The 21,107-nt window shown below is 65.9% G+C and carries 22 protein-coding genes; 16 read left to right on the top strand and 6 right to left on the bottom strand.

The annotated features are described in order from the left end of the window. From pstA to ACOQPC_RS02195, 4 genes are all read right to left on the bottom strand, one after another. Positions 1-1,290, bottom strand: coding sequence for a phosphate ABC transporter permease PstA (gene pstA, locus ACOQPC_RS02210; protein WP_420607041.1), 1,290 nt, complete (start codon positions 1,288-1,290; stop codon positions 1-3). Further along, entirely contained in the window at positions 1,287-2,663 is a 1,377-nt protein-coding gene (gene pstC / locus ACOQPC_RS02205; RefSeq protein WP_420607040.1) for a phosphate ABC transporter permease subunit PstC, read from the bottom strand. The genes pstA and pstC overlap by 4 nt, the downstream gene beginning before the upstream one ends. An 87-nt stretch (positions 2,664-2,750) precedes the next feature. Beyond that, positions 2,751-3,800, bottom strand: coding sequence for a substrate-binding domain-containing protein (locus ACOQPC_RS02200; protein ID WP_420607039.1), 1,050 nt, complete (start codon positions 3,798-3,800; stop codon positions 2,751-2,753). Positions 3,801-3,982: 182 nt separating this feature from the next. Continuing rightward, complete coding sequence (locus ACOQPC_RS02195; RefSeq protein ID WP_420607038.1) at positions 3,983-5,257, bottom strand: ATP-binding protein; 1,275 nt, start codon at positions 5,255-5,257, stop codon at positions 3,983-3,985. Between the two features lie 248 nt (positions 5,258-5,505). Between ACOQPC_RS02195 and ACOQPC_RS02190 the strand changes: the two genes are divergently transcribed. The 4 genes from ACOQPC_RS02190 to ACOQPC_RS02175 all read left to right on the top strand — a co-directional run bounded on the left by ACOQPC_RS02190 (position 5,506) and on the right by ACOQPC_RS02175 (position 8,125). Next, entirely contained in the window at positions 5,506-5,844 is a 339-nt protein-coding gene (locus ACOQPC_RS02190) for a hypothetical protein (RefSeq protein ID WP_420608044.1), read from the top strand. 67 nt (positions 5,845-5,911) lie between these two features. After that, positions 5,912-6,205, top strand: a complete 294-nt coding sequence (locus ACOQPC_RS02185; protein ID WP_420607037.1) for an HPr-rel-A system PqqD family peptide chaperone — start codon at positions 5,912-5,914, stop codon at positions 6,203-6,205. Continuing rightward, entirely contained in the window at positions 6,198-7,052 is an 855-nt protein-coding gene (locus ACOQPC_RS02180) for an HprK-related kinase A (RefSeq protein WP_420607036.1), read from the top strand. The genes ACOQPC_RS02185 and ACOQPC_RS02180 overlap by 8 nt, the downstream gene beginning before the upstream one ends. After that, a complete protein-coding gene (locus ACOQPC_RS02175; RefSeq protein ID WP_420607035.1) occupies positions 7,049-8,125 on the top strand; it encodes a nucleotidyltransferase family protein in 1,077 nt (358 codons plus the stop codon). Before ACOQPC_RS02180 ends, ACOQPC_RS02175 begins: the two co-directional genes overlap by 4 nt. A 10-nt stretch (positions 8,126-8,135) precedes the next feature. Here the strand turns inward: ACOQPC_RS02175 and ACOQPC_RS02170 are convergent, their stop codons facing one another. Next, the gene (locus ACOQPC_RS02170; RefSeq protein ID WP_420607034.1) at positions 8,136-9,689 is read right to left on the bottom strand and encodes a hypothetical protein; all 1,554 of its coding nucleotides are present in this window, start codon (positions 9,687-9,689) and stop codon (positions 8,136-8,138) included. Between the two features lie 103 nt (positions 9,690-9,792). Next, on the bottom strand, positions 9,793-10,545 hold the full coding sequence (locus ACOQPC_RS02165) for an enoyl-CoA hydratase/isomerase family protein (protein WP_420607033.1): 753 nt from the start codon (positions 10,543-10,545) through the stop codon (positions 9,793-9,795). A gap of 188 nt (positions 10,546-10,733) precedes the next feature. Between ACOQPC_RS02165 and glmU the strand changes: the two genes are divergently transcribed. The 12 genes from glmU to ACOQPC_RS02105 all read left to right on the top strand — a co-directional run bounded on the left by glmU (position 10,734) and on the right by ACOQPC_RS02105 (position 20,931). Then, positions 10,734-12,086 carry a bifunctional UDP-N-acetylglucosamine diphosphorylase/glucosamine-1-phosphate N-acetyltransferase GlmU gene (gene glmU / locus ACOQPC_RS02160; protein WP_420607032.1) on the top strand — a complete coding sequence of 451 codons (1,353 nt, stop codon included), beginning with the start codon at positions 10,734-10,736 and terminating at the stop codon, positions 12,084-12,086. A 71-nt stretch (positions 12,087-12,157) separates the two neighbouring features. Next, on the top strand, positions 12,158-12,799 hold the full coding sequence (locus ACOQPC_RS02155; RefSeq protein WP_420607031.1) for a hypothetical protein: 642 nt from the start codon (positions 12,158-12,160) through the stop codon (positions 12,797-12,799). A gap of 51 nt (positions 12,800-12,850) precedes the next feature. Then, positions 12,851-13,213, top strand: a complete 363-nt coding sequence (locus ACOQPC_RS02150) for a ribbon-helix-helix protein, CopG family (RefSeq protein WP_420607030.1) — start codon at positions 12,851-12,853, stop codon at positions 13,211-13,213. After that, entirely contained in the window at positions 13,213-13,593 is a 381-nt protein-coding gene (locus ACOQPC_RS02145) for a PIN domain-containing protein (protein ID WP_420607029.1), read from the top strand. The genes ACOQPC_RS02150 and ACOQPC_RS02145 overlap by 1 nt, the downstream gene beginning before the upstream one ends. 16 nt (positions 13,594-13,609) lie before the next feature. Further along, entirely contained in the window at positions 13,610-15,445 is a 1,836-nt protein-coding gene (glmS, locus tag ACOQPC_RS02140) for a glutamine--fructose-6-phosphate transaminase (isomerizing) (protein ID WP_420607028.1), read from the top strand. A 423-nt stretch (positions 15,446-15,868) separates the two neighbouring features. Next, a complete protein-coding gene (locus tag ACOQPC_RS02135) occupies positions 15,869-16,324 on the top strand; it encodes a MaoC family dehydratase (protein WP_420607027.1) in 456 nt (151 codons plus the stop codon). Beyond that, positions 16,321-17,235: an HpcH/HpaI aldolase/citrate lyase family protein gene (locus ACOQPC_RS02130; protein ID WP_420607026.1), complete on the top strand. Its 915-nt coding sequence runs from the start codon at positions 16,321-16,323 to the stop codon at positions 17,233-17,235. Before ACOQPC_RS02135 ends, ACOQPC_RS02130 begins: the two co-directional genes overlap by 4 nt. A gap of 259 nt (positions 17,236-17,494) precedes the next feature. Next, positions 17,495-18,094, top strand: coding sequence for an NAD(P)H:quinone oxidoreductase (wrbA, locus tag ACOQPC_RS02125; protein WP_420607025.1), 600 nt, complete (start codon positions 17,495-17,497; stop codon positions 18,092-18,094). A 52-nt stretch (positions 18,095-18,146) separates the two neighbouring features. Further along, positions 18,147-18,845: an RluA family pseudouridine synthase gene (locus tag ACOQPC_RS02120; RefSeq protein ID WP_420608043.1), complete on the top strand. Its 699-nt coding sequence runs from the start codon at positions 18,147-18,149 to the stop codon at positions 18,843-18,845. After that, complete coding sequence (gene arfB / locus ACOQPC_RS02115) at positions 18,832-19,227, top strand: alternative ribosome rescue aminoacyl-tRNA hydrolase ArfB (RefSeq protein WP_420607024.1); 396 nt, start codon at positions 18,832-18,834, stop codon at positions 19,225-19,227. The genes ACOQPC_RS02120 and arfB overlap by 14 nt, the downstream gene beginning before the upstream one ends. 121 nt (positions 19,228-19,348) lie before the next feature. Beyond that, positions 19,349-19,837, top strand: coding sequence for a GAF domain-containing protein (locus ACOQPC_RS02110; protein WP_420607023.1), 489 nt, complete (start codon positions 19,349-19,351; stop codon positions 19,835-19,837). A 173-nt stretch (positions 19,838-20,010) separates the two neighbouring features. After that, positions 20,011-20,931 carry a glycine zipper 2TM domain-containing protein gene (locus ACOQPC_RS02105; RefSeq protein ID WP_420607022.1) on the top strand — a complete coding sequence of 307 codons (921 nt, stop codon included), beginning with the start codon at positions 20,011-20,013 and terminating at the stop codon, positions 20,929-20,931. Positions 20,932-21,107 lie beyond the last annotated feature (176 nt).

Here is a 21,107-nt window from a genome sequence, read left to right as displayed (position 1 = left end):
TCACCAGCGGGTTTCGAACTTGTTGCGCAGATAGATCGCAACCGCGTTCATCGAAAGGAGGAAGAGCAAGAGGACGATGATCGCGGCGCTGGTCTTCTCGACGAAGCCGCGATTGATCTCGTCCGACCACAGGAAAATCTGCACCGGCAGCACGGTCGCCGGATCGGTGAAGCCGCCCGGCGCCGTCGGGATGAACGCGCGCATGCCGATCAGCAGCAGCGGCGCGGTCTCGCCCAGCGCGCGCGCCATGCCGATGATCGTGCCGGTCAGGATGCCGGGCAAGGCTAGCGGCAGCACATGGTGGAACACCACCTGGACGGGCGATGCACCGATCCCGAGCGCCGCCTCGCGGATCGAGGGCGGCACCGATTTGATCGCGTTGCGGCCCGCGATAACGATGATCGGCATGGTCATCAGCGCCAGCGTCAGCCCGCCGACGATCGCGGCGGAACGCGGCATGGCGAACCAGTTCAGGAACACGACCAGGCCGAGCAGGCCGAAGATGATCGACGGCACCGCGGCCAGATTGTTGATCGAAACCTCGATCAGGTCGGTCCAGCGGTTCTTGGGCGCATATTCTTCCAGATACAGCGCGGCGAAGACGCCGATCGGGAAGGCAAGAACCACCGTGATCAGCATGGTCATCAGCGAACCCTTGAACGCCGACCAGATGCCCGCCTGCGCGGGATCGGTCGCGTCCGATCCGGTGAGGAAGCTGCTGTTGAAACTGGTGCGCACCACATCCTTTTGTCGCAGCTGGCCGAGCAGTGCCCGCGCCTCGCCCGTGCCGCCTTCCTTGGCCGCGATATCGATGTCCGAGGAGGCGGGCAGCCACATCGTCTGTTTCTGTTCGATCAGCGACGGGTCGGCGAGCAGCTTCTGCTGCACCACCTGCCATGCGCCGCTGGAGAAGATCGTCTTGCCGTCCGTGCCATATTCCGCCTCGAGCGCGACGCCGACAACGCCGGGCAGATCGAGCGAGGCGATCACGGTTTCCGCCGTGGGGCCGGAGATCGCGGCGGCGCTGGTGCCGCCGGTCAGCGCGGGGAAGTCGATCGTCAGCTGGGCCTCGGTGCGCTGAAAACCGCTCAATCCGTTGCCGACCATGACGTAGAGCAGAAAGGCCAGGAACGACGCCGACAGCACGACTGCGGCGAGCCCGAGATATTTGAACCGGCGCTCGGCGGCATAGCGTTTGGCGATGCGCTTTTGCATGGCGCCGCTGGTCCAATCGGTCGGCGCGGTGCGCGCTCCGTCGACGTGGAAAACGGAGGCGTTATCGGCGCTCATTCATAAGCCTCCCGGTAGCGCTTGACCACGCGCAGCGCCACCAGGTTGAGCAGCAGCGTGACGATGAACAGCACGAGGCCGAGCGCGAATGCGGCGAGCGTCTTGGGGCTGTCGAATTCCTGATCGCCGGTGAGCAATTGCACGATCTGCACCGTCACCGTGGTCACGCTGGCGAACGGATTGGCGGTCATGTTGGCGGTGAGGCCGGCGGCCATCACCACGATCATCGTCTCGCCGATCGCGCGGCTGACCGCGAGCAGCACGCCGCCGACGACGCCGGGCAGCGCGGCGGGGATCAGCACCTTTTTGATCGTTTCCGACTTAGTCGATCCCATGGCGAGCGAGCCGTCGCGCATCGCGTTCGGCACCGCGGCGATCGAATCGTCGGCCATCGAGGAGACGAACGGAATGATCATCACGCCCATCACCACGCCCGCCGCCAGCGCGCTTTCGGACGAGGCGCCGGGAATGCCGACCATCGCCGCGAAATCGCGCAAGGCGGGCGCGATGGTGAGCGCGGCGAAATAGCCATAGACCACGGTCGGCACGCCCGCGAGGATCTCCAGGATCGGCTTCATCCACCTGCGAAAGCCGGGCCGCGCATATTGGGTAAGATAGACCGCGCTCATCAGGCCCAGCGGGATCGCCACGATCATGGCGATGATCGCGCCGATGAACACGGTGCCCCAGAACAGGGGAATGGCGCCGAAACCATTGTCTTCGCCCGGGGTGACGTTCGTCTGCGGATTCCAGTTCGTGCCGAACAGGAATTCGATCGGCGAGACCGCCTGGAAGAAACGGATCGTCTCGAAGATCAGCGAGGCGACGATGCCGATGGTGGTGACGATGGCGATCAGGGAGGCGACCAGCAGCCCGGCCATCACCACGCGCTCCACCTTGGTGCGGGCACGGAAATCGGGTTTAAGCCGGGTAAAGGCAAAGGCCCCGCCGGCAAAGACGAGCAGCACCGTCGCGGCGACCGCGATCCAGTTGTAATGCGCGATCGCCGCGCGGTAGAGCGGCACGAACTGATCGGCCATGGGCTGGAAGGCGGTGGTCTGCGTGCCCTTGGCGATGGCACGGGCCTCGGACAGGATCGAGGCGCGGGTGAAGCCGTCGGCGGGAAGCTGGGCCGCCTCCGGCGCGGTCAGCACCATATCGGTCTGCAGCGCGGGGACGACGCCGCTCCACACGATCAGGAACAGCAGCGGCGGCACCACCGCGAACAGCGCAAGGTACCAGCCATGGTAGCTCGGCAGGCTGTTGAGGTTGGAGCGCCCGCCATGGACGAAGGCGGCGGCACGCGCACGCCCGGCGATCCAGCCGATCAGCCCCAGCCCCAGCACCAGAAAGAGCAGCCCCGCCCCCGCCATCGTCTACGTCCTCTCGCCTCTCGGTCCGTGGCGCGCGGTGTGGGCGGACAATCCGCCCGGCATCGACCGCGTCCGAATAGTGGCGGCCTAACCGGCCAAAGTCGACGCGTCGATGGACTTCATCGCGCCCGCGTTGCCCGCCGATGCCGCGCGCTCGCCGTCGGGCAGCGAGATCAGCCCGAGCGGGGCGAGATAGCCGTCCTTGCCGCCGGCCGAAACGAACTCCTGCACGAACTCCTTGAGGCCCGGAATCTTGCCGACATGCGCCTTCTTGACGTAAAGGAAGAGCGGCCGCGCGCCGGGATATTTTCCGCTCGCGATGCTGTCGTAGGTCGGCGCGACGCCCTGGATCGGGATACCGCGCACCTTGTCGGCATTTTCCGCCATGTAGCTATAGCCGAACACGCCCATCATATCGGGATTGCTGGCGAGTTTCTGGACGATCAGATTGTCGTTCTCGCCCTGCTCCTTGTACGCGCCGTCGGTGCGGATCTCGGTGCAGATCGCGTCGTGCCGATCTTTATCGCTGTCCTTCATCGCTTGCATCTGCGCGTTGGTATCGCAGCCTTTTTCCAGAATCAGTTCCTCGAAGGCGTCGCGCGTTCCGGACGTCCCGGGGGGGCCATAGACCGCGATCGGGATATCGGGCAGCGAGGGATCGACGTCGGACCAGCTCCTGGCGGTCTGGTTCATGCCGAACGGCTTGGCGGCGAGCGCCTTGTAGATCTGCTCCTCGGTGAGCGATATCTTGGGACCCTTGACCGACTGTGCCACGGCGATTCCGTCGATCCCGATCTTGACCTCGGCGATATCGGTCACGCCGTTCTTGCCGCAGCTTTCGAACTCGCTCGGCTTCATCCGGCGCGAGGCGTTGGCGATGTCCGGTGTGCCGGGGCCGATGCCCGCGCAGAACTGCTCGATGCCGCCGCCGGTGCCGGTCGATTCGAGGACCGGCGCGGTGCGTCCGGCCGCGCCCGAAGCATAGCGCTCGGACACGGCCTTGGCGAAGGGGAAGACGGTTGACGAGCCGACGATCGCGATATGGTCGCGCGTGCCGGCGCCCGATGTGCCGGCCTGGTCCTGGCATCCGGCCAGCAGCACGACTCCGGCTGCGAGTGCCGCAAATTTCTTGTCCATGCTCAACCTCTTGATATCATGAAATTTCGCTGTCCCGGCCGGTTTGCACGGGTGGCGGGAGAGGGTCGTTCGTCTGGGCGCTGTAGGCGAAGGACGTGGCTTGCGGGTGACTGTCATGTGACAGCGGCGTTACAGTTTAGGTCAACGGCGCTTGTCGTTGCGTGCCTCGGAAGAGCAAGGTCTCAGCCGGGACCTTCGTTCGCGCCCGTTTCGGGGTCGGCATGGGCGTCCGCGCGCGCGATCTGCAACATCACGTTGATCGCGGTGCCCTCGCCCTGCTCGCTGGCGATTTCGAGATGCCCGCGATGACGATCGACGATATGCTTGACCAGCGACAGGCCGAGCCCCGTGCCGCCCAGCTGGCGGCTGCGCCCTGAATCGACGCGGTAGAAGCGTTCGGTCAGCCGCGGGATATGCTCGGGCGCGATGCCCTCCCCCTCGTCGGTAACACGCAGCCGCGCCATCGAGCCCGATCGCGAAAGCCCCAGCGACAGCATGATCGGCGTGCCCTGCCGGCCATATTTCATCGCGTTCGAAAGGACATTGTATAGCAATTGCCGCAGCTGGCTCGTGTCGCCCATCACCGTCAGCGGCCGCTCGTGCCCATCGAGCACGATGTCGCGGCCGCGTGGATTGGACCCGGCGGCGAGCTCGCCCGCCACGCTAACGGCGATATCGGCCAGATCGACACTGGTCTCGACCGGCTGATATTTCTCCGCCTCGATCCGGCTCAGCGACATCAGATCGCGCACCAACACCTGCATCCGGTCGGTCTCGGCCGCCATGATCCCCAGGAAACGCGTGCGCGTCGGCGCCGATCCGCCGGCATCGGGCTCGCTCAGCGTCTCGATGAAGCCTTTGATCGAGGAGATCGGCGTCATCAGCTCGTGGCTGGCATTGGCCACGAAATCGACCCGCATCTTCTCGGCCGCCTGGCTCGACGTCCGGTCGGTCAGCTGGACCAGCTTCTGGCCCGATCCGATGCGGCTGATGCGCATGTCCCAGCTCTGGTCGCGCAGGCCGATGCCGGTGAGCCGCAGCGGGCGGCCCTCATGCTGCGCATCATCGTCGGCGAGCCGCTCGGCGGCGCCGGCATGGCGCACGGCGGTGCGCACGTTCTCGCCGATCACATTCTCGCCCAGCAGACGCTGCGCGGCGCGGTTGGCATTGGTGACCCGCGCCGCCTCGACCAGCAACACCGGATCGGTCGAGGCATCGATGAACGCCTGGAAATCGGGATGGTGGGTGATCCGCCCCGGCGCGGAGGGTATTTGGCGCGGCGGCCGCGCACGCGCCTTTCCGCCGCCCTGATCGGACGCCACGAACAGGGCGATCATGCCGGAGACGATCATGATGAAACTACGCTCGGCCAGCTCGGTTGAATAGCCCGCCATGATCGCGCCGGTCAGCAGCAGCAGCGCGGCGAGGGCCAGGCGCAGAAGGGAAAAACGGCTCATGGCCGCGCTTCATAACAGGTCGGACGCCGTCAATATATTGGCAAGTTTTCAGGCCCACCCTGTCCCGCGATCGGACGGTAAGGAAAGCCCTGGCGCCTGCGCTATCGCTTTCGCCGCGCGCCACCGCTATGCCCGATCCGCGCCGTTGGGAGACAAATCTGGTGAACGATACCCCCAAGCATGAACAAGGCCCCGCCGACGACGGCGAGTCCGCCGGCCGTGGCGGGGTCGATCGCCGCCACGCGCTGATGCTCGGCGCGTTCGCCGCCTCGACCATCGTCAGCGTGCGCCCGGCGATCGCGCAGGCCACCGGATCGGTGCTGAATTGCGAGATCCCGGTGCCCGACCGCGCGCAGGCGGGACAATATATCGCCGGCGACGGACGGCTCGTGCCGCCCGATACGCCCGGCTCCTTCGCGCCGCCGGGCCGCAATTATACCGGCGAAGAGGTCAAACGCGCGCTGCAGGGACGCAGCCTGCCCGGCGCGACTTACGAGCAGAACCAGGCTTATCTGAACTATATCCGGCGTCTCCAGGCCGGGCAGAGCGGGTTCACCTGCTACGCCTCGCTGCAGATGCCGCGCTGATCGCAGTCGGCTCGCTCGCTCTTTCGGGCTTGCCTAGGCAGGCTACACTGCGGACAAGGGGCGCCTCATGCCAGCTGAGCCGCTCTACACCCGCGTTCCCGAAGCAGAGCTGGTCTGGCGGCCGCTCGATGCGGTGACGCTCGTCTACCACCGGCGCTCGGGGCAGACGCACATCGTCATGGAGCCGGTGCCCGAACTCATGGCGGCGATGGGCGAGGAGCCGATCGATGCCGCCGGGCTCGCCGCGCGGCTCGCCGAACAATATGAGCTCGTCCGCCAGGACGCCGCCGCGCTGGTCGGCGCGCGGCTGGAGGAGCTGGCGGCGCTAGGCCTGGTCGAACGGGTGCGCGGGCGTGCATGAGTTCCGCGTCCGCGTCGGCCCCGCGGCCTTTCGCATCGGTTCGGCCTGGCGCGGGCCGATCGAGCAGTTGGAGCGGCTCTATGCCGCCTATCCGAAGCCCCCCCACAGCGATTTTACCGTGCGGCTGGAGCCGGCGAGGCCTTGGCGCAAGCTCGTCCGTCCCTCGGTCGCGATCGCGGGCGATTTCATGCTGCCCGACGCCGCGCCGCTGCCGCTCGCGCAAGGACTGCTGGCGGCGGAAATGGGGATGAACCTGCAACTGGCGCTGGGCTGGCGGCGGCATCTGCTGCTCCACGCCGGCGCGGCGGAAAAGGACGGACGCGCGCTGGTGATGACCGGGTTGTCGGGCTCGGGCAAATCGACCATGGCCGCGCTGCTGGGCGAGACCGGCTGGCGCTTCATGAGCGACGAGTTCGCGCTCGTCGGCCTGGAAGACGCCGCAATCCACCCTTTTCCGCGCCTCGTCAGCCTAAAGAACGAAGGCGTCGGCGCGCTCGAGCAACGGGTCAGCCACAACCGCCTCGGCCCGAGGCTCAGGGGCACGCCCAAGGGCGACATCCGTCATCTCGTGCCGCCGCTCGATGCGATTCGGCGCATGACCGAAACGGCGCCGCCCGGGCTGATCCTGTTCCCGCGCTTCGGCGAGGCGCGGGCGGTGCGCGATGTGCCACCGAGCGAATTGTTCATGCGGCTCACCCAGGCGTCGACCAATTATGTCGCGCTGGGCGAGGCGGGCTTTCGCGCGCTGACGCGCCTTTGCGAGAATGTACCGGCCCGCGCGATCGATTATCGGCGGGGGGAAGAGGGTGCCGAGCTGATCGAGGAACTGTGGGATAAGCTGGCGTGACCGCCGCGCGCCGTCTCGTCGACACATTGCGCGATCCACGCGCCGCAAGCGGCTTCGGCGCGCGCCACTGGAACGGGCTGATCGCCGCCGCGCGCGCCGAACGGCTGATCGGCGCGCTCGCCGACCGGCTCGACGGGCGCGGCGTGCCGGACGAGGTCGCAGCTGTGCTCGCCGATGCCCGCAGTGCCGCCGAGCAGGAGCGCCGCGCCGCCTTGTGGGAAGCCGATTGCGCCCGCCGCGCGCTGGCCGATTATGAGGGTAAGGCGGTACTGCTCAAGGGCACCGCCTATGTCGCGGCCGATCTGGCGGCGGGACGCGGCCGCTCGATCGGCGACCTCGATCTGCTGGTGGCGGAGGATGATCTGGAAAAGGTCGAGGCGGCGCTGCTTGGCGCGGGCTGGGAATGGGTCAAGGAAAACGCCTATGACGATCAATATTATCGCCGCTGGATGCACGAGTTGCCGCCGCTGATCCACCGGACGCGGGACCGGATGATCGACGTGCACCACACCATCCTGCCCAGGACCGCACGGCCCACGCCCGATGCCAAGGCGATGCTCGGCTCGGCCATCGCGCTCGAGCCCGATGCCGAGCAAAAAGGCGTGCGGCTTGCCAAATTCTCCAGCTGGCACGGCCTCCACGTGCTTTCGCCCGCCGATATGGTGGTGCATTCGATCGCGCATCTGTTCGCCGACGGAGAACTGGACGGGGGCCTGCGCAACCTGTGGGACATCGACCGGATGTTGCGCGAATTCGCCGTCGCGCCGAATTTCTGGGACGCGCTGGCCGTGCGCGCCCGGCGCCACCAACTGCTGCCCTTCGTCCGCCGCGCGTTGCGCCTGTCGGAACGAATTTACGGCACGCCGGTCGACGGAAAGCTGAAAGGCAAGCCGTCGCCGTTCGACCCCTGGTACGAAAAACGCCTAATGGCCCGCGACGGCTGGGGACGCCCGACGCGGCGCTGGCTGCGTTTCGCCTTCACCCTTCGCGGCCACTGGCTGCGCATGCCCCCGATCATGCTGGCGCGGCATCTGTGGACGAAGTGGCGCCGGGGGCGAGAACGCTCGGCGTAAGCTGCGGCGCTTACTCGCCGCCGCTTTGGCCTTCATTGCCTCGATCGTCAGTCACCTGTCCGAGCGCCATCTGCATAATCAGCGTGTCAGTGTCCGTGCCCTTGTCCAGCCCAACCAGAATGGCACGCGCGCTATCGGCATCTGCCCCGCCATGGGGATCATAGGCGATGGGGATCAGATTGGCGCGAGCCGAATCGCGCTCGCCGTCGCGCAAATCCTGCATCGCCAACATAAAGCGCAGGCCCAGATCGAACGGCGCGAGTTGCGCGGCGCGGCCCAGCCCACGCACCGCCAGCTTGGAGGGCTCGATGCCCTGCTCCACAAAGCTGCGGTAGAAATAGAGCAGCGGCAGCGGGTTATTATTCTCGATCTTGTTGAGCGCGACGAAGGGCTTGATCGCCTCGGCATAGGCCGCCTCGCGGTCGTCCGCACTCTCCGCCTCGTCGAATAGCGCGTAGCCTTTTTGCACATAGGCATTGACCTGACGATCGTCGATCCCCAGCGCCGCATTGGCAGCTGCGATCGCTTCCGCATCGTTCCCGGCGTCGAATTCGGCCTCGGCCAGCGCCGATTGCACCGCCGCTTCGCCAGGATATTTCGCCGCAATCTTGCGGGCATCGACCAGCACCTCCAGCGCTTGCTCGCGGTTGACGCCGCGCTTGGACTGCAGCTTGATGGGGACCATGGCGGCCTCGCCTTCGCTGAGCGGGCGAACGGCGATTGGCCCCGTCTGCAGATTGGTACCGGCCATGTTGAACACGCTCATGCGGCGCTGGCGCAGATAGGAATTGAGGTCTTTCTCCAGCTGATCGAGATTACCGAACGCCTCGACAGCCGCCTCGCGCAGAGTTTTTCCGGCGCGCAGGGCGGTGCCGTATTTCTTCAGCTGTCCCGCGCGTTCTTCGGAAAAGACCAGATAATGATAGAGCAGCCAGCTCTTGCCGTAAAAGGCGCTAAAACCGCTCCCGTCGGGTTCGTTCTCCGTCGCCGTAAGGATGTCCTCGACTTCGATACCGCCATCATTGTAAAGCTCGTAAGCGCGGTGCTGCGCCGGTCGGCCTAGACTGACGCCGCCGTCTTTTTCGAACTTGGCCGAGGCGAAAAACTCCGCCGCGCCTTCAGACATCCAAAGCGGCATGGGAAAGCCACTGCTCGAAATCAGAAAGTGATGCGCATATTCGTGAAGCAGGATAAGCATCGATTCGTCGAGTTCGCGCGACCGGTTTTCGATCCGCGGCACAAACGCCACCGAGCCGCCCGCGCGCGGAATGTAAAAGCCGGCTACCCTGCTAGACTTGTCGCCCAGCAGCTTACGCACTTCGCCGTCATTGTTGACGACATAGATAACGACGCGGTTGGACGGGCTCGGCTGCTCTTCACGATTGCTGAACAGCCTGCCCATAGCAGCATCGTATCGCTCGAGCTGGTCGGTGAACGCTCGGATGTCCTTTTCGCTGTCGTCCGCCACCACGACGAAATGGTCGCTCGACGCCTCGCGCCATTCGGCGCGGGCGGGGCCCGCCACGGCACAGGACAAAAACAGGATAGATGCGAGAACGCGCATGGTAACTCCCCCCTTGGAGCAAACGCACCCACAACAACATCGCGAGCCGACAAAACGCTTCTTGCAAAAAATGGCTGGCGGCGAAAGCCCCTTGCCGATCAATCTAGTTCTTGCGGCTCAGAAACCGCTCCAGGCGCTCGCTGAACCCGTCACGCGCAAAGCTTTCTGTGAACAGCGCGCGGCTTTCCGTATCGTCGTCGACCACCCCCCGGGCGATCGCACGCAAATGGCGCTTGGAGACCGCGATGCTGTGCGGCGAGAGCGCCATCATCTGTATCGCAAACGCCCGCGCGCGGGCCATCGGATCGGCGGCGATTTCGTGAATCAGCCCGATTCGATACGCCTCCTCGGCGTCGATCAGCGCTGCCGTCAGCAGCAGGCGCCGCGCCTGCGCATCGCCCACCGCGGCGACCAGCAGCGACGTGTCGAAGCGGGCATAGGCGATGCCGAGCCTGGCCGGGGTGACCCCGAAGCGCGCGCCCGGCGCGGCGATGCGCAGGTCGCAGGCGAGCGCGAGGCCGCAACCGCCGCCGATGCAATCGCCGCCGATCGCCGCGATCACCGGCTTGTCCGCTTCCCATAATGCGCGGTTGCACGCGCGCACCGCCGCATAGTTGCCCGTCCGCCAGGCGGCATCCTGATGATTCGCGGCGATATCGGCGATATCCGCGCCCGCACAGAACAGCTGCGGGTTCTTGGCCGTCAAGATGATCGCGCGCACGGCCTCGTCCGCATCGGCCCGCGCCGCGCATTCGGTCAGCGCCTTCCAGTCCTGCAGCCGCAGCGCATTCTTGCGCAAGGGCCGGTCGATCGCGATCGTGGCGATGCCGCCCGCATCCGCGCGTGCGATGCTCATGCCGGGCTCGTTCCGGCGAGCTTGAGGGCGGACGCGTCGCCGGCCTCGAGTGGCCTGCTATCGAGCTCGATGCCCACATGATCGTCGGGAAAATCCGTCATGGAAACGGACATGGCTTCAAGCCACTGGATTATGCAAGGGGGGCGTGGCAGGGGGCAGGCGCCGCCAAGCGAACGAAAGCGAACCCGATGAACAGCGCACGCCCTCTTGCCGCCATCGTCCTCGCCGCGGGATCGGGCACGCGGATGGCGTCCGATCTGCACAAGGTTCTCCACCCCATCGCCGGCAAGCCGATGCTGCACCATCTGATCGATACGCTGGGCGAACTGGGCGCCCAGCGCACCGTGGTGGTGGTCGGCGCACGCAAGGAGCAGGTGGCGGCCAGCCTCGCCGGGCGCGATATCGCGATCGCCGAACAGATCGAGCAGCTCGGCACCGGCCATGCCGTGGCCCGCGCGCACGATGCGCTCAAGGGATTTTCGGGCGACGTGCTGATCCTCTACGGCGACGTGCCGCTGGTGAGCGCTGAGACGATGCGGCGGATGGTGGAGCGGCTGCGGCGCGGCGACGATCCGCGCTGCGTGGTACTCGGCTTCCGCCCGGACGATCCCGCCGCCTATGGCCGGGTGATCGCCGACGGCACCGGGATCATTGAGACGATGGTCGAGTACAAAGACGCGAGCGAGGCCGAGCGCGCGGCGACGCTGTGCAACAGCGGGCTGATGGCGGCGCGCGCGACCGACCTGTTCGTGCTCCTGGACCAGATCGGCAACGACAACGTAGCGGGCGAATATTATCTGCCCGACATCGTCATGCTGCCGGGCCAGGCGAGCGCGGTGATCGAGACGGCGGCCAGCGAGGTGGCAGGGGTCAACAGCCGCGCGGAACTGGCGCGCGTGGAGGCCGACTGGCAGGCGCTGCGGCGGGAACGGGCCATGGCCGAGGGCGCGAGCCTGCAGGCGCCCGAAACGGTGTTCTTCGCGCACGATACGAAGCTCGGCCGCGACGTGACGATCGCGCCGAATGTCGTGTTCGGGCCTGGCGTGACGGTGGAGGACGGCGTCGTCATCCATGCCTTCAGTCATCTCGAGGGCGCGCATGTCAAGGCGGGCTGCTCGGTCGGCCCCTATGCGCGGCTCAGGCCCGGATCGGTGATGGAGGAGGGCGCCAAGGTCGGCAATTTCGTCGAGATGAAGCAGACGGTTCTGGGACGCGGCGCCAAGGCCAGCCATCTCACCTATCTGGGCGATACCGACGTCGGCGCGGGCGCCAATATCGGCGCAGGCACGATCACCTGCAATTACGACGGCTGGTTCAAGCACCGGACCGTGATCGGCGAGGGGGCGTTCATCGGCTCGAACAGCGCGCTGGTCGCCCCGATCAGCATCGGGCGCGGCGCGATCGTGGCGGCGGGCAGCGCGGTCAGCCGCGACGTCGGCGACGGCGATCTCAGGCTCGTGCGCGGCGAGCAGCTGGTCAAGCCCGGCTGGGCCGACCGCTTCAACAGCGCGATGAGGAGGAAGAAAGACGAGCGAAAATAGCTTTGTTCTGCTAGATAACAGCGCAGCATCACGAGGAAAATAGGCAATGGACCGGCTCGACCGAAAACGACATGAGGAAACATGATCTCGCTGTTCTGTCGTTGCTCTTGGTTGCGGCCTGCTCTCAAGCGGAGCCGGAGGCGAGCGATGGCGGCGAGTCTCCGGTGGCGGAAGCGGCGGCACCCGCACTGCAGCCGACCAAGCCTGTCGAGGCCTCAATCCCGAGCCCCACACCGCCAGCGCAGCCGGGCAAGGACAATCTGTGCGCGCCGGGCGAGCCGGTGATCTTTTCCTGCCGCCTAGCGAGCGGCAAATCGCTCTCGGTCTGCGCCGCGGCCGAGGCGGGCGGGCCGCGCTTCGCGCAATATCGCTACGGCGCTTCCGGCGAAGCGAACGAGCTGACCTTTCCGGAAAACCGCGCGGCGGGCGCGCTGCGCTTCGTCTCGGTGCCCTATTCCGGAGGCGGCGAGGCACAGTTGAGCTTTGCGCGCGGGTCCGCGAGCTATGTCGTTTACAGCCGGGTGATGCGAACCAATTTCGAAGCGGACGAGCCGAACGATCCGCGTTTCGACGACGGCGTGCTGGTGCTGCGCGGAGAAAAGACCATCGCCGATCATCGCTGTGAGAGCGAGCAGCTGACCTCGGTCGATCATGATCTGGCCAAGAAATATGCCAAGTCTGACGACAGTGGCGACGTGGTCTATCACGACTGAGAAGACTGCCAAGATACTTGACACGATATCATGATATGATATCGTCATATCATGACGCGTATTCTTGCTGACCTGCCCGAGGAAGATATCAAATGGCTCGATAGCCTTGCCTCCGAGCAAGGCAAAAGCCGTGCCTCGATTCTGCGCGAGGCGGTCTCGGCCTACCGCGCCGAGGCCCCGCTCGACTGGCTGGAAACTGGCTTCGGCGCATGGAAAGAGCGTGACGACATCGGTGACGCGGTGGATTGGCAGCGCCGCGAACGTGCCTCCTGGACCCGGCCTTGGGACGATGATTATGAGGAGGTCAGGGCTGAGTTTCCGGACCTTTTCGATCAAGAGGATGATCGCCAGCGGCAAATCCATCTCGACATGCTGGCGGGCCGCTATCCCGAGCCTCGAAAACCCGCCTCCTGATGAGCGGTTATTCGCTTGATTCCAATATCCTGATCGATGCATTGGCAGGCTATGATCGCGCGCGCGTGGAAATACGCCGCGCAACCGCCAGCGGCCAGCGCGCCTGGGTCAGCCGAATGGTCTGGATCGAGGTGCTTTCCAAAGGATCGGTGGAGGCATTGCGCAGGGCGGAAATATTTTTGTCGGGCTTCGGGGTCGATGAGATCGACGCGGAAATTGCCGAGCGCGCCGCCGTTCTGCGCCGCGACAGGCCAAGATTGAAAACGCCCGACACGATCATACTGGCCACGGCGATGCTGCGCGGCAGGGTTCTCGTGACGCGAAATACCAAGGATTTCTCCGCCAATATGCCGGGCATCCGCGTACCTTACACACTCTGACGAAAGCGTATTCACCATGTGCGGCATCATCGGAATATTGGGCAAGGACGACGTGGCCGACCGGCTGGTCGACGGGCTGAAGCGGCTCGAATATCGCGGCTATGATTCGGCGGGCATCTGTACCGTGCACGACGGCCGGTTCGAGCGGCGCCGAGCCGAGGGCAAGCTCAGGAACCTGACCGCCAAGCTGGCGGGCGAGCCTGCATCCGGTTCCGCCGGGATTGCGCACACGCGCTGGGCCACCCATGGCGCGCCGACCGTCGACAATGCGCATCCGCATGCCTCGAACGGTGTCGCGGTGGTCCACAATGGCATCATCGAAAATTTCAAACCGCTGCGCCGCGAGCTTGAAGCGCGCGGGCGCAGCTTCGCGAGCCAGACCGATACCGAGGTGGTGGTGCATCTGATCGCCGAACAGGTCGAGGCCGGAAAATCGCCGCAGGAAGCGGTCGAGGCCGTCCTGCCCCGGCTCGAAGGCGCGTTCGCGCTCGCCATATTGTTCCGCGACCATGATGACCTGATGATCGGCGCGCGGCTCGGCTCGCCGCTGGTGGTCGGACGCGGCGAGGGCGATGACGAGGGCGAGGCCTATCTCGGATCGGACGCGTTGGCGCTGGCCCCGCTGACGCGCAGCATCGCCTATCTCAAGGAGGGCGACCGCGTGGTCGTGCGGCGCGGCGATATCCGTATCTTCGACGAGCGGGACCAACCGGTGGAGCGCGAATTCGTCGACAGCGGCGTGACCGCGGGCGCGATCGAAAAGGGCCATTATCGCCATTTCATGCTAAAGGAGATTTTCGAACAGCCCACCGTCGTCGCGCAGACTCTCGGCTCCTATTTACGCCCGCTGGAAAATATCGTCGCGCTGCCCGATATCCAGTTCGACGTCTCGGCGATCCGCCGCGTCACCATCGTCGCCTGCGGCACCAGCTATTATGCCGGAATGGTCGCCAAATACTGGTTCGAGCGGTTCGCGCGCGTGCCGGTCGATATCGATGTCGCCTCCGAATTCCGCTATCGCGAACCGATCATGGAGCCGGGCGGCCTGGCGCTGTTCATCAGTCAGTCGGGCGAGACCGCCGACACGCTCGCCGCGCTGCGCCATGCCCGCGCCGAGGGGCAGAAGATCGCCGTCGTCGTCAACGTGCCGACCAGCACCATGGCGCGCGAAGCCGACCTGCTGCTGCCGACCCATGCGGGGCCGGAGATCGGCGTGGCGTCGACCAAGGCCTTCACCTGCCAGCTCGCCGTGCTCGCCGCGCTGGCCGCGCATTTCGCGCGCGTCAAAGGCCGCATGTCCGCCGAGGAAGAAAAAGCGATCGTCGCGCATCTGCAGGAGGCTCCGGCGGCGATGAACGACGCGCTGAGCCGCGACGCGGCGATTGCGGCGATCGCCCCGCTGATCGCGCCGGCGCGCGACGTGCTCTATCTCGGGCGCGGCCCGGACTATCCGATGGCGATGGAGGGCGCGTTGAAGCTGAAGGAAATCAGCTATATCCACGCCGAGGGCTATGCCGCGGGCGAGATGAAACACGGGCCGATCGCGCTGATCGACGAGGCGGTGCCGGTGATCGTGATCGCGCCTTCGGGGCCGCTGTTCGACAAGACCGTCAGCAACATGCAGGAAGTCGCCGCGCGCGGCGGCAAGATCGTGCTGATCTCCGACGCGCAAGGCATCGCCGAGGCGGGCGACGGCGCGCTGGCGACGATCGAGATGCCCGGCGTCCACCCGCTGATCGCGCCGTTGATCTATGCGGTGCCGGTGCAGCTGCTCGCCTATCATGTCGCGGTGGCCAAGGGCACCGACGTCGACCAGCCGCGCAACCTGGCGAAGTCCGTGACGGTGGAATAATCTTCCGCAACGATCGCGAACTTCGAACCGTCCCGCCACCGGTCCCCTTATCGCCTTTCCTACACGGCCATATTCATGATATGTTCCACGCTCACCGAATCATGGAGCCCCCGATCATGGATACCGATCATGGATTCGCCCGCTTGTCGCATCTTTCCCCTCCCGTTCGCCGTTTCCGGTGGCAGACGCGCCGTCCCGGTCCGCTTCGGCGGGGAGCGAAGAAGGGGGGGACGTATACGGCCCTTCAGGAACTTCCGATCGCAACAAGGCGGTTTCGTTCGCAACAAGCCCTGACGGCGCCTTTCGGCCCGGCGCCGCGGCCCGGCGAATTCGAACGGGCGCGCTACCTGGGAAACTCGCGCGGTTGACAGCCGCCCGCCGTTTGCCGCACTCGGTTCGCCCTGGATGTATGGAGAGACAGCGATGGCCGGCCTGTGGTTCGACGAGCTCGAAGTGGGGCAGATCTTCGATCATGCCATGCGTCGCACGGTGACCGAGACCGACAACCTGCTGTTCACCACGCTCACCCACAACCCGGCCGCGCTTCATCTCGACGCCGAATATATGAAGACCAGCGATTACGGCCGCGTGCTGGTCAACAGCACGTTCACGCTGGGCCTGATGGTCGGGGTGTCGGTGGGCGACACCACGCTCGGCACCGCGGTCGCCAATCTGGGCTGGGACGAGGTGCGCTTTCCGGCGCCGGTGTTCGTCGGCGACACGCTGACAATCCAGACCGAGGTCGTCGACAAGCGCGAATCCAAATCGCGGCCGAGCGCGGGGATCGTCACCTTTGTCCACCGCGCGTTCAATCAGGACGGCACGCTGGTCGCCTCGTGCAGGCGCACCGGGTTGCAGCACAAGGGACCGACCGAATGATACCGCTGCGGTCCTTTTTGTTCGTCCCCGGCGATAGCGAAAAGAAGCTGGGCAAGGTCGATGGCTGCGGCGCCGACGCGGTGATCCTCGATCTGGAAGATGCCGTCGCGCCCGCCAACAAGGACGCGGCCCGGACTCTCGTCGCCGAGTTTCTGCGGGCACGGCCGAAAGCCGAACGGCCCTTGCAAATCTGGGTGCGCGTCAATCCGCTGGGTAGCGGGCTGACCCTCGCCGATCTCGCCGCGATCGTCGCGGTGGAGCCGGACGGCATCGTGCAACCCAAGACCGACGGGCCGGACGATGTGCGCACGCTTTCGCATTATTGCGACGCGCTGGAGGCGCAGGCGGGGCTGGAGCCGGGCGCGATCCGCATCCTGCCGGTCGCCACCGAGACCGCGCGCGCGCCGTTTTCGCTCGGCGCGTTCGCCGACGCGAAGCTGGACCGGCTGGCGGGCCTCACCTGGGGTGCCGAGGACCTGTCGGCGGCGCTGTGCGCCAGCGGCAATCGCGACGCGGACGGAACATGGGCCTTCACCTATCGGATGGTGCGCTCGCTGACATTGATGGCGGCGCACGCGGCCGGCGTGCCCGCGATCGAGACGCTGCACGCCGATTTCCGCGACGACGAGGGCTTGCGCGCCACCTCCCGCGCCGCCCGCGCCGAGGGGTTCACCGGGCGCCTAGCCATCCACCCCGCGCAGGTCGCCGGGATCAACGAGAGTTTTACACCCGGCGACGAAGAGGTCGCCTTCGCCGCCCGGCTTATCACCGCGTTCGAAGCGCAGCCCGATGCCGGCACCGTGGGGATCGACGGCAAGATGTATGACATCCCGCACCTCAAAGCCGCGCGCCGCACGCGGGCATTGCACGAGGCGGCATTGCACGAATCGCGCAGCGCACAGGACCGGTAGCATCCTGCCGATTTTCGTCCCGGCGCGGGGCGTCGTCGCCTAATCGGCGAGACGTTCCATGCGCGCGGCGGAGCGGTGACCGGTGGTGGCACCGATCCGGAGAACGAGGCGTTGAGCCCATGCGAGACCGTCATGGTCTGCAGCATCCAGAGTTCCGGTCCGTTATCCCCCTCCCACCCTCCCCCCCCGCGGGATGTCGGGCCGGTACCTGGTGATCGCCCGCGGTATCCGCTTCATTTTTCCGACAGAAAGCCGGCCCATGAGCAGAATTCTCGTCCTTTATTATTCTTCTTATGGTCACACCGGCAAACTGGCCGAAGCCATCGCCGAAGGCGCGCGCGATGCGGGCGCCGATGTCAGCATCAAACGCGTACCCGAAACCGCGCCGGACGAGGTGGTAAAGACGGCAGGCTTCCGGCACGACGAGAGTCATGAGCTCGCCGAAGTGGGGGAACTGGCTGACTATGACGCCATCCTCGTCGGCTCCCCCACGCGTTACGGCCGGATGGCCAGCCAGATGGCCGCCTTCTGGGACCAGACCGGGGGGCTGTGGCAAAAGGGCGCACTGATCGGCAAGGTCGGCGCGGCGTTCACCTCCACCGCCAGCCAGCATGGCGGGCAGGAGACCACCTTGTTTTCGATCATCACCAATCTGCTCCATCAGGGCATGACCATCGTCGGGCTCGATTACGGCTTCGACGGCCAGCTCGATCTGAGCGCGGTCCACGGCAATTCGCCCTATGGCGCCAGCACCATCGCGGGCGGCGACGGCAGCCGCCAGCCGAGCGACAAGGATCTGGCCGGCGCGGTCTATCTGGGCAAAAAGGTGGCGAATACGGCGGCGAAGCTGACCGGCTGAAACAGTCACAGCGCTTGAACATGGCACGATCACCTGCCACCTGCGGCAGGTGATCGAAGTCCCCGAAACCCTGTTCATCGATGGCGAGGCGCTCGTCGTCGACAAGCCCGCCGGGCTCGATGTCGATACGCCCAAGCGCGGCGGCTTCAGCCTCGTTTCGATGCTCGGCGCGCTGCGTTTCGGCTTTCACCGCGAGCCGACGGCGGTGCACCGGCTGGATCGCGATACCTCCGGCTGCCTGCTGCTCGCGCGCCATCCCAAGGCCCATGCGCGCTTCGCCAAGGCGTTCGAGGACGGGACGGTCGAAAAAGTCTATCTCGGCATTCTCGACGGAATTCCGGAACGGCGCGAAGGCACGATCGCGCTGGCGCTGGCCAAGCAGAGCTCGAAGGAGCGCGGCTGGCGGATGATCGCGGCAGAGACGGGCAAGTCCGCGGTGACGCACTGGCGCACGGTCGCAGAATCCGGCGGCAAGGCGCTGATCGAATTTCGCCCCGAAACCGGCCGCACTCACCAGCTCCGCGCGCACGCACTTTACGGCTTGGGCATTCCGTTGATGGGCGATCCGGTTTATGGAGAGGGCACGCAGACGTTGCTCCATGCCAGCGCGATCCGGGTGCCGCGCGAGGGCAAGCCGCCGATCGCGGCACGCGCTCCGCTGCCCGCGATCTTTCTGCAACAGGGCTTCGCCGATCCGGAACCGGCAATCGAACCCGAACCCACCGCCGCACCAGCCGATGCGCGTTCCTGAAGAACATATCGACGAAAGCTTTCTCGCCGGATCCGGTCCGGGCGGGCAGAACGTCAACAAGGTCGAGACCGCCGCGCAGCTCAGGGTCAACGTCTTCGCGCTGGGCCTGCAGCCTTTTGCCTATCGCCAGCTCAAGGATCTGGCGGGCTCCAAGCTGACCAAGGACGGGGTGCTCGTGATCACCGCGCGCACCCACCGCACGCGCGAGGCCAATCGCGAGGAAGCCCGGCGGCGGCTCGAGGCACTGCTGGCCAAGGCTCATCACCGCGACCCCAAGCGCCGCAAGACCAAGCCCAGCCGCGCGGCCAAGGCGCGGCGGGTGGACGGCAAGAAGAAGCGCGCCGCCGTGAAGCAGAAGCGCGGCCGCGTGCGGCTGGATTGAGAAGAACTTTTTCAACCATACGTCATTCCGGGCTTGACCCGGAATCCAGGGCCCAGCGGCAGTGCCATCTCGCCCTGGATCCCGGATCAAGTCCGGATGACGACCTCTGGTAAGGAACGCCATGTTCGCTTTTGAAATTAACCCGGATACTCCAACTATTGAGCGTTGGGACGAGATCGTCCGCGCCGCCGGAGCGCTCGTCGACGGCGAGCCCGATGCGATCGCCAACATGGCCAATGTCGCCGCGCTGCTGTGGCAGTTCCTGCCGGACGTGAACTGGACCGGCTTCTACCGGCTGGTCGAGGGCGAGCTCGTGCTCGGGCCGTTCCAGGGCAAGGCCGCCTGCATCCGCATCCCGATCGGCCAAGGCGTATGCGGGGCGGCGGCGCGAACCCGCAAGACGCAGCTCGTGGACGACGTCCGGGCGTTCGAGGGGCATATCGCCTGCGATGCGGACAGCCGCTCCGAGCTGGTGGTGCCGCTGGCCCATGACGGACGGTTACTCGGCGTGATCGATATCGACAGCCCCTATCCCGCACGCTTCGACACCGACGACGCGGCCGGGTGCGAGCGTCTGGCCAGGCGGATCGCGGCGGCGCTGGCCGGCTGAACGGGCGCCGGTTCGATGAACCGCGCCAAAACGGGACAGGAACGGCGGCCCATGCCTGAATGCTGGCGCCAACCCCCTAGAAATGCTAAGGAACTCTTAACCAAAATCGCACGTTCGCCCCTTTGATCGTGATCTGGCCGAGGAGTGCCCCCGAGATGAAAAGCCTTGTTTATGTGACTATTGCGGTCCCCGCGCTGATGGCGGCCGCGCCGGCATTGGCTGCTCCCGACTCGCCGGATTACCAACCCTATGGCGCCGAATATGCGCCCACCGCTTCCTACGACGATGGCGCCTATGACTGGGACGACCGGGTCTATTCGCAGCAGGACGCCCAAAGCGGCGTTTATGACGGCACTTGGACTGGCAATTATGTCGATGATCAGGGCCAGGTCTATCAGGGCGAATGGCAAGGCACCTATGTCGACGAAAACGGCCGGGCCTATGAGGGCAGCTATCGCGGCACCTCGGTCGGCGAGCCGCGCTACGAAACCGAATATGGCACTTCCGGCACGGCGACCCCGGCCTACCAGGGCGATTACCGCACCGCACCGATGGCAGGCCATGATCGGTACTCCGATGGCGCCGGCGATTATGACGGCCCGCCTTCCGGCTATGACGGGTATCGCCGCGATAACGGCGTCGGCGGCGCGATCATCGGCGGGGTCGCCGGCGGGGTCGCCGGCAATGTCATCGCGGGCCGCGGCAATCGTCTTGCGGGCACTTTGATCGGCGGCGGTATCGGCGCGGTCGCGGGCGCTGCGATCGACCGGGCCGAGGATCGCGGACGCCCGGCACCCGGCTATTATCGCGGCGAACGGCGCGGCCCGGTTTATCGCCGGGGCGGCTATGCCTATGGTAATCATGGATCCAACGCGGGCTATGGCGCGCCCAGCGGCTATGGCTGGCAGGGCCATCGCTACTGGTATCGCGCCTCGCCGGGCTATTATTACCAGCCGCAAGGCTATACCGGCGCCGCGACCACCGTGGTCGTGGTCCCCGGCCAGACGACCTCGACCACCACTACCACGGTGACCGAGGAATATGTCACCGGCCGGGGGCATCACGACAAGCGCATCATCCGCAAGGGCCGCTGAAACGGTTCATCGCGACGTTCCGCAAGGTTGAATTATAAAAAAACCGTCGGCTGCAAAGTCGGCGGGTTTTTTCCTTGCCGCCACATATCCGCGTCGCTCCTGCGAAGGCAGGAGCCCGTATAGCGCGGGCAGGTTAAGGTCGTTGATCCGCGTACCCCGACATCATCGAACAGGAT

It is taken from the genome of Novosphingopyxis sp. (assembly GCF_965218915.1).
Taxonomy (GTDB): domain Bacteria; phylum Pseudomonadota; class Alphaproteobacteria; order Sphingomonadales; family Sphingomonadaceae; genus Novosphingopyxis.
This window is presented reverse-complemented; position numbering and strand designations above follow the sequence as displayed.